The organism is Acidimicrobiia bacterium, assembly GCA_016650365.1.
Lineage (GTDB): Bacteria > Actinomycetota > Acidimicrobiia > Spongiisociales > JAENVV01 > JAENVV01.
This window is the reverse complement of sequence record JAENVV010000101.1, coordinates 1-7,852: the sequence shown is the minus strand read 5'-3', so window position 1 is coordinate 7,852 and position 7,852 is coordinate 1. Positions and strand designations below refer to the sequence as shown.

Annotated in this window: 9 protein-coding genes; 2 read left to right on the top strand and 7 right to left on the bottom strand. The window is 60.5% G+C overall.

Translation table 11 applies throughout. The features are described from left to right. The 7 genes from JJE47_05880 to JJE47_05850 all read right to left on the bottom strand — a co-directional run. Positions 1–763 (bottom strand): LCP family protein (locus tag JJE47_05880; GenBank protein MBK5266948.1); only part of this gene is annotated, 763 nt, incomplete at its 3' end. Next, positions 760–1,329, bottom strand: a complete 570-nt coding sequence (gene nadD, locus JJE47_05875) for a nicotinate (nicotinamide) nucleotide adenylyltransferase (protein ID MBK5266947.1) — start codon at positions 1,327–1,329, stop codon at positions 760–762. The genes nadD and JJE47_05880, both read right to left, overlap by 4 nt. A gap of 37 nt (positions 1,330–1,366) precedes the next feature. Next, positions 1,367–1,849, bottom strand: coding sequence for a M23 family metallopeptidase (locus JJE47_05870; protein ID MBK5266946.1), 483 nt, complete (start codon positions 1,847–1,849; stop codon positions 1,367–1,369). Between the two features lie 71 nt (positions 1,850–1,920). After that, positions 1,921–2,943, bottom strand: coding sequence for a type I glyceraldehyde-3-phosphate dehydrogenase (gene gap / locus JJE47_05865; GenBank protein ID MBK5266945.1), 1,023 nt, complete (start codon positions 2,941–2,943; stop codon positions 1,921–1,923). Between the two features lie 69 nt (positions 2,944–3,012). Next, the gene (locus JJE47_05860; GenBank protein ID MBK5266944.1) at positions 3,013–3,390 is read right to left on the bottom strand and encodes a response regulator; all 378 of its coding nucleotides are present in this window, start codon (positions 3,388–3,390) and stop codon (positions 3,013–3,015) included. 73 nt (positions 3,391–3,463) lie between these two features. After that, on the bottom strand, positions 3,464–4,900 hold the full coding sequence (locus JJE47_05855; GenBank protein ID MBK5266943.1) for a VWA domain-containing protein: 1,437 nt from the start codon (positions 4,898–4,900) through the stop codon (positions 3,464–3,466). 3 nt (positions 4,901–4,903) lie between these two features. Further along, positions 4,904–5,791, bottom strand: coding sequence for a MoxR family ATPase (locus JJE47_05850; GenBank protein ID MBK5266942.1), 888 nt, complete (start codon positions 5,789–5,791; stop codon positions 4,904–4,906). Positions 5,792–5,922: 131 nt separating this feature from the next. Between JJE47_05850 and trkA the strand changes: the two genes are divergently transcribed. Both trkA and JJE47_05840 read left to right on the top strand, forming a co-directional pair. After that, positions 5,923–7,254 carry a Trk system potassium transporter TrkA gene (gene trkA, locus JJE47_05845; GenBank protein MBK5266941.1) on the top strand — a complete coding sequence of 444 codons (1,332 nt, stop codon included), beginning with the start codon at positions 5,923–5,925 and terminating at the stop codon, positions 7,252–7,254. Further along, positions 7,251–7,852: TrkH family potassium uptake protein (locus JJE47_05840; protein ID MBK5266940.1), on the top strand; the 602-nt coding region annotated here is incomplete at its 3' end. The genes trkA and JJE47_05840, both read left to right, overlap by 4 nt.

The window sequence follows — 7,852 nt, the reverse complement described above, 5'->3', positions numbered from 1 at the left end:
CGCCCGTGATGGCGGCAATGCCCGCGGTGGTACCACCGGCCAGCACCTGATCGGCTATGACCTTTCTCCTGCCAATGGTCTCGAATACTGCGGACCATACCTCTCCCTGGCGGAACAAGAAGTCGAGGTCGTTGTCGACTCCCTTTTCGGTCAGGAGGCGAACCACCATCTCGGCGGGTCTTGGCTGGAGACCTTCACCGGCTGCCACCTTCTGATTCCCGGCTGCGTCTTCTGAGACGAATGGCCTGGAAATGGCTACTTCCAACGGCTCGTCGAAGAGGGCACCGAACTCTTCGGCCGTGAACGTAAACGTGTCGTCAATGCGCACGCCAAGGAGGTTGACGATGGTGAGCGCCAGCAGGTCGACACCACCGATCCCGTAGGCCCCCGAGAGCGTATTCTCGCCAAACCCGGGAGCGATGGCGAGGAGCGACTCCGGGAGCGATATCAGTCGACTCGGCAGATCGGCGCTGGCACCTATAAGCAAGATGGCTCGGGGTAATCCGTCGACTTCCACGACGACCAGCGCCGAGGCACCGACGTCGGGCGCAATCACCACCGGGTCGGGACCCACTTCTTGTGGACGCAGCCGTAGGTACGAGATTGTTATGGAGGCTGCCACGAGCGCCAACGCAAGCAGGGTGGCCATGACGATCTTGCGGCGAGCTTTTTTGCGTGAGTCGGCCCTGGCAGATCGATTCAGCTCTCGGGCTGTCAGTTCACGTTTGGGCTGATCCGACAGTCGGTGCTGGGGTTCACTCATAGGCCGTAGAGTCCGTGAGCAAGCATGTATTCGTACACACGATCTCTGACGAGGAACCGAACGGACTGGCCCCCTCGGGCCCGCTTCCTGATGCTGCTACCGGATATCTCCAGGATCGGCATATCGAGCCAGGTCACCGGACCAGCGGCCGCTTCGACACCGGCACGGTCCGTGTGTAATCGGGGCACCACGGCGATTTCGGCCCGTTTCCTGACCTCGTCGTAACGTTGCCAGGTGGGCAGGTTGGCGGCGGCGTCAGCGCCGAGTATGAGAACGAGACGATCGGTCTCCGGGAACGTGGCGAGGGTGTCAGCCGTGTAGGTCCAACCATCGCGGCGGACTTCCCGGTCATCAGGGACGAGAAAGTCGGCTCCTTCGGCGGCCAGCTGGGTCATGGCCCATCGATGTTCCCCGGCCGAAACGGACTGAGCGGGCTTTTGCCACGGCGACCCGGCCGGCATCATCAGGACTTCATCGACACCTAACTGCATGAAGGCAGTTTCGCCAGCGAGTAGGTGGGCGAGATGGGGAGGGTCAAACGTGCCCCCGACGATGGCTCTGTACACCGGCCACAGGATAAACCATTCCTGCGAGACCGAACCGTTAGCGAACCAGGCGCAACGCCCGGCCCGGCTGATAACCCTGACACCCGACCCAATCGAGAGGATCGACGTACAATCCCGACAGTCGAACCGAAAAGTGAAGACCGGCGATTTCGTGCGACCATCCACTCCTGCCGATCGAGCCGCCGGGTTCCACCCAGGCACCGACAGTCACCGAGCGGTCTTTGAGAAACGAATAGCTGGTCTTGAGGCCGCCACCATGGTCGACCGTGACCGTCTGGTTGTCCACCACCTGTCCTGCGAAGGTAACCCGACCGGCCGCGGCCGCCGAGACGATGGTCCCTTCTTCGGCTCCAATGTCGATTCCCCAATGGCCGCTGTATTGGCCAGTTGGTTCAAAGCCATTCACCATCGGACCAGATACCGGCCATTCCAGGCCGACACACCGGCCCCCGTCAACCGTCTGGGGACCGGACAGGAGTAACAACGCGACTGAGAAGATCGACGCGATAAAACGGCTCATGGCACCTACCCACGCCGCTCAACCACCAGCGTGACCGTACCCCAGGTTCAGCCTCAGCTCAAGGGGTTTACTCAGATGAGTTCGTCGACCGTACCCAGGTACTGCAACATATCGATAAGCCGGGCGGAATACCCGATTTCGTTGTCGTACCACGCGATGACTTTGAAGAACTGGTCGTTCAGTTCCATCGTCAACTTGGCGTCGAAGATCGAAGAATGTTGGTTTCCGATGAGGTCGGATGAGACGACCGGGTCTTCGATGTACTCAAGCACGCCTGCCATCTCACCTTCGGCTGCCTTCTTCATCGCGGCGTTGATTTCGGCGAGCGAGGTCTTCTTTTCCGTGCGGAAGGTGAGGTCGACCACAGACACATCGGGGGTCGGTACCCGGAAGGCCATGGCGTCGAGCTTGCCTTCCAATTCCGGGAGGGTCAGAACAACGGCTTTGGCCGCCCCAGTCGAAGCCGGAATGATATTGGCGTAGGCATTCCGACCTCCACGCAGGTCCTTCTTCGAAGGCGAATCCTGAGAAGGCTGAGAGGCCGTGACGGAGTGGATGGTGGTCATGAGTCCTTCGACAATTCCGAACTCATCATTGAGAACCTTGGCCAATGGCGCCAGGCAATTGGTGGTGCACGAGGCGTTCGAGATGATGCGATCGACCTCAGGGTCGATCTGGGTGTGATTCACCTTGTAGGCAAACGTACGAACTTTGTCTGGAGATTTCGTGGGGGCCGAGAGAATGACCCGCTTCGCTCCGGCAGCCAGATGTTTGCTGGCGCCGTCGTAGTCGACGAACACACCGGTCGACTCGATGACGTAATCGATATTCAGGTCATCCCAGGGGAGATCCTCGGGGTTACGCTCAGCGAAGGCCCGGATGGTCTTACCGTCGACGACGAGATCTCCGTCGACCGCTTCGACATGAGACCCAAAACGTCCGTGGACGGTGTCGTATTCCAACAGGTAGGCAAGACCCTCGGCAGGTACGAGATCATTTACTGCGACGAATTCCAGATTCGGATTCGACCATCCGACTCTAAGGGCTAGTCGGCCGATCCGACCGAAACCATTGATGGCAACACGAATAGTCACAAGAGACTCCAAGATGGGAACGTTCCAAATGGAAATGGTAGCTCGGATGTGAGCTTTACCAAAAGACCGTTAGGCGCGGGGGCGGGCCAGCAGGTTCAGGACTTCCTGGCGGAAATCATTCGGCTGGAAGGGCTTCGTCACAAAGGCGTCCGCCCCACCCTCGTCTGCCCGTCTACGAGACTCTTCCTCGGCGTGAGCGGTGAGAACCAGCACCGGAAGGGAGCGGGTTTCGGGTGCTGATCGCAAATGATCGAGCACCTGCCAGCCATCCATTTCGGGCAAACCGATATCGAGCACCAATAGGTCAGGAGCTTCGCTGAGGGCCGCCGCCAAACCGCTCGGACCGTCTTCGCGCATGAACACTTCAAGATTGGCTGGTCGCAGACAGACTTCGATAAGGCGTCGAATCACTGCTGAATCTTCAACCACCAGGACTCGCTGTCCCATCTGTCTCCTCATACGCAGCACGAGTGCTGCAGTCGTCGTCTTCGCCAAGCCAGGTTAACGGTGCATGACCAATTTAGCCCACTTTATGCAAAGGTACGCGCCGATGGCCTTGCTCGGCTATCGACTCGACAAAAGTCTCCAATTGTCGAAGGTTCCGTACCTCATACACTTCGTCGCAGAATACAGCGTACTTGCCCATCACCGAATCCCCGGTGTTCCAATACGAACGCGGTTCGGGGTTGAGCCAGTAGACGGCCCGGGCGACGTCATGGATGCCTTCGAGGACCTCGGCTTGCGGACCGCGATAATTGGATCGGGCATCACCGGTGATGATCACCGTCGACTTGGCTGACAGCGACTGGCCGTACCCGGTCCAGAACTGTTCGAGGGAGCGTCCATAGTCGGAGTGGCCATCGAGCCACACCACCTGCGCCTCGCTGGAGATACGCTGGAGGGCCTCGGAGAACTCGGTCTCGCGGGAAAAATAGGAGGTCACCTCGTCGAGTGCGTCGATAAAGGCAAAGGCTCTGAGCTTCGAAAACTCATTCGACATGGCATACACGAACTGCAGGGCGAATCGGGCAAAGGTTGCCATCGAACCGGAGATGTCACAGAGCAGAAATACTTCAGGCTTGTACGGTTTCGGAGCTCGGAACTGAGGCTCGATCGGTACCCCCCCGGTGGCCAACGATTTGCGGACGGTCCGGCGAAAGTCGAGACGCCCATCTCGCCGCAGCCGCCGCCGACGGGCCAAGCGGGCGGCCAGTTTTCGGGCCAGCGGTTGAATCACATGCTCGAGTTCCACCAGATCCGCCCGGGTGGCATGCATGAGTTCGGTGTCTTCGATGAGCGGCTTACGCAAGGTCTTTGCTACGGCTTCGGCGCCTCGATCGGCCACGAGCCTGCGTCGAATTTCAGCCTTGATCTCTTCACGAAGCCGGTCGATTCGCTCCTCCAATTCTTCGCGGAGAAGACGTTCGTCAAAGTCATTGAGTGGCCCGGTGGCCGCCAAAGCTTCTTCGACCAACTGATCAAATAATCCGTCGACATCAAGCTGGCGAAGCGTTCGATACAGGTAATACGTGCCACCAACCGGTCGCCCCGGCTCCATACCCGCCAACTGGTCAACCGCCTGGCGAGCCAAGGACTGGAGCCAGGCAGTGTCGTCGGCGGCCAGCGCCAGAGCCAGCGCCTCAAGCAGTTCCTCGAGGTCGGCATCGCCGCCGGATCCTTGTCCGGATCCTTCCCCTCTGGGCCCGGTCACGCCAGGTTCCCCGGCAGAGCTTTCATCGGACCGGCTCAGGGCGAAGTACACCTCGAAGGCCGTGTCGAACGCTTCGTAGTGGCGAACATTCTTCACCAGGGTGGCGCCCAACGCTGCCTTGAATGCCGGTCGATCTCCCAGGTCGGTGTGTCGAAGGGCCTCCATCGCGTCAATGGTCTCGACCATCGATACCGGGAGGCCGGCGGTCCGCAGTTCCTGAATGAACCCGCCGAGGACGTCGATCAACACTTAGGCAACCGGCGGTTCAATCGGGTCCGGACCGGTATAGGCATCGCCCACTTTCTCGATGTCTGTCTGATATTTCAGCAGCACGTTGAGCGTGTCTTTGACTGCGGCGGCATCAACTTCGGTAACGCCTAGTTCGATGAGCGTGCGAGCCCAGTCAAGGGTCTCGGAAACCGATGGCGGCTTGCGAAGCTGATGACTGCGAATCGATCGAACCACCCTGGCCACCTGATCGGCGAGATGGTCGGTGATCCCCTCAACCCTCGCCAGGATGATCTGTTTCTCGCGACCGACGGACGGATAGCCAATGTGGAGGAACAGGCACCGGCGTTTGAGGGCTTCTGACAGCTCGCGCGTGTTGTTCGATGTCAGGATGACCAGGGGGGCCGAGGCAGCCCGAATCGTCCCGAGTTCGGGAATCGAGACCTGAAAGTCCGAGAGGACTTCCAGCAATAGCGCTTCGGTTTCCACCTCAACTCGATCTACTTCATCGATCAGGAGCACCACCGGTTCGGTTGAGGTGATCGCTTCGAGCAAGGGCCGGGTCAACAGGAATTCTTCGGCGAAGATGTCGTCTTCGATGGCACGCCATTCGGCGCCCTTCTCAGCCTGGATACGAAGCAGCTGCTTCTTGTAGTTCCACTCATACAACGCCTTGGCTTCATCCAGGCCCTCGTAACACTGCAGTCGGATGAGCCGTCGATCATGGATTTTGGCGAGGGCCTTGGCCAGTTCCGTCTTCCCAACCCCGGCAGGTCCCTCCACGAGGACCGGCTTGGCCAGACGTTCCGCAAGAAAGACGGTCTGTGAAATGGTCGGGTCCGAAAGGTAGTCGACCGCCTCGAGCGCGTCAGAAACCTCGCCCGGCGTCGAAAAGGGGACCTGGTGCATGCCGGAGATTCTACAACGGGACCTTATATGCCGCGCCGGTGGCCCGGTGCGCCGGGTCCGTGCATGGGCAGGCGAGGCCATCGGCACGGTCATCCGTCTAATCTGGCGCCCGCACAAACGGAAGCGGGATCATGAAAATCGTCATCGTCGGGGCCGGCGCCGTTGGTTCGTACCTCGCTCAGCGACTCTCCGCCGAGGGTCAGGATGTCGTCGTGATCGAAAGCGAGGAAGGGCGAGCCCAACAAAGCCAGGCCACTCTCGACGTTCTGGTCATCGAAGGAAACGGGGCGAGCCCGGCCATTCTTGAAGAGGCCGGAGCCGGGGCGGCTGACTTGCTCATTGCGGTTTCGAACAACGATGGCGTCAATCTCCTGGCTTGTCACACCGCGCACGGATTGGGAGCGGGTCGCACTGTGGCCAGAGTTGAGGATCCCGGTCTGCGAGAAGGCCTGACAGGACTCAACGTCGATGTGGTTATCGACCCTGCCGAATCAGCTGCCGAAGAACTTCTTCACCTCGTGCGACAGGGTGGTGTTTCGGAACTCATCGAATTCGGCGAGGGAAAGCTGATCCTGGTGGGTGGCACCGTACGGACCGGCAGTCCTCTGGCGGGGAGTACCCTCGCCAAGGTCCGGGCCGAAATCACCGACTTCGACTGGGTGGGAGCCATTCTTGTCCGGCACCAGAAAACCATCATCGCCCATGGCGATACGGTCGTTCTCGCCGGAGACCACATGCTCATGATGGTCACGAGCGGTAACGTCGGCAAGGCCACCGACCTGTGGGGCCTCAGCACCCGCCATGTCACCCGGACGGTCATCCTTGGGTCTACCCATCTTGCCGAAGTCACCGCGGTTCGTCTCCTCAGCGAAGGCATGAACGTGGCCGTGGTCGATCCGGACCGGGCCCGGTGCCGGGTATTGGCCTCTCATCTCGATCGGGCAATGATTACGTGCGGTGAACTCACCGACCCTGCGGTGCTCAGTTCGCTCGGCTTGACCCGCTCTGACGCCGTGCTGGCTCTGTCCGGATGGGACGAGACCAACATTCTCTCCTGCCTCCTCGCCAGAGCCCTTGGGGCGGGGACCACCGTAACCCGGGTGAACAATCAGGCCTTGACCGGACTTCTCGGGGATGTAGACATCGACGCGGTCATCTCGTCGCGGCTGGCGGCTGCCAACGCCATCCTTCAGTTCGTCCGACGAGGCTTGATCCATTCGGTCGCCACGTTTAGCGACACGGATGCCGAAGCCATCGAACTTGAGGTGACTGCCACCGCCCCGGCTTCCGGACAACAGGTATCGCAGCTGCGGCTCCCACCGGGGGTGGTTATCGGGGGTGTACTGCGCGACGGCTTGGCCATGGTGCCGCGCGGCGATACGTTCATCGAACCGAACGACCGGGTCATTCTCTTCTCACTCCCCTCGGCCATTGCGGCGATCGAAACGCTGTTCTCGGGATGACGGGTCGAACTGCGACAGACCGTCCGACCGGCCGTCGTTCAATCTTCCGTCAGCTCTCGTACGTCATCGGCGCAGTCGTCGCCGCGTCTGGTCTGGCGGTGATGCCGGCTGCCCTGACTTCGGCCATCTACCAGGAATGGGCCGACTTTCGAGCGTTGGTTCTCGCCGGCGTCATAACCATGGCGGTCGGCGGAATCTTCTGGCGATACGTCGGACGACGCGGCAGCGAACTAACGAGTCGGGAAGGGTTCGCCATCGTCGGCGTTTCCTGGTTCGTGATCAGCGCCTTCGGCGCCCTCCCCTACATTATTTCGGGGGCAATCCCCTCTTACACGGATGCCTTTTTCGAGACGGCTTCTGGTTTCACGACCACCGGCTCCTCCATCCTTGCCGACCCGGCCGCTCTCGGACATGGCCTTCTCATGTGGAGATCGCTCACCCAGTGGGTCGGCGGCATGGGCATTATCGTCCTGTCGATCACCATCCTGCCCCTGCTGGGAGTGGGCGGCGTTCAGCTGGCCAGAGCCGAGTCGCCAGGGCCGACACCCGATCGTCTCACCCCACGATTCAGCCAAACAGCCAAGCGGCTCTGGCTCCT